Origin of the sequence: Siccibacter turicensis LMG 23730, assembly GCF_000463155.2 — a bacterium.
GTDB lineage: Bacteria > Pseudomonadota > Gammaproteobacteria > Enterobacterales > Enterobacteriaceae > Siccibacter > Siccibacter turicensis.
The window spans coordinates 1-236 of record NZ_AWFZ01000072.1 but is presented as its reverse complement, the minus strand read 5'-3'; the positions used below and the strand labels follow the sequence as shown (position 1 = coordinate 236).

Sequence of the window (236 nt, the reverse complement as noted above, 5' to 3'; positions counted from 1 at the left end):
CAGGGGAAATTAGTAAGATGCGTTGTCGGTGAAGTATTTGATGTTGCTGTAGATATTCGAAAAAACTCAACTACCTTTGGTAAGTGGGTAGGAGTGAATCTTTCTGCAGATAATAAACGGCAGCTATGGATACCTGAAGGATTTGCGCATGGTTTTTTGGTTTTAAGTGAGACGGCAGAATTTGTTTATAAGACAACTAATTATTATAATCCAGAAAGCGACAGGGGTATTATTTG

Annotated in this window: 1 protein-coding gene; it reads left to right on the top strand. The window is 37.7% G+C overall.

What is annotated here, in order from left to right; genetic code table 11:
- Positions 1-236: dTDP-4-dehydrorhamnose 3,5-epimerase family protein (locus DW58_RS20540; protein WP_035894965.1), on the top strand; the 236-nt coding region annotated here is incomplete at both ends.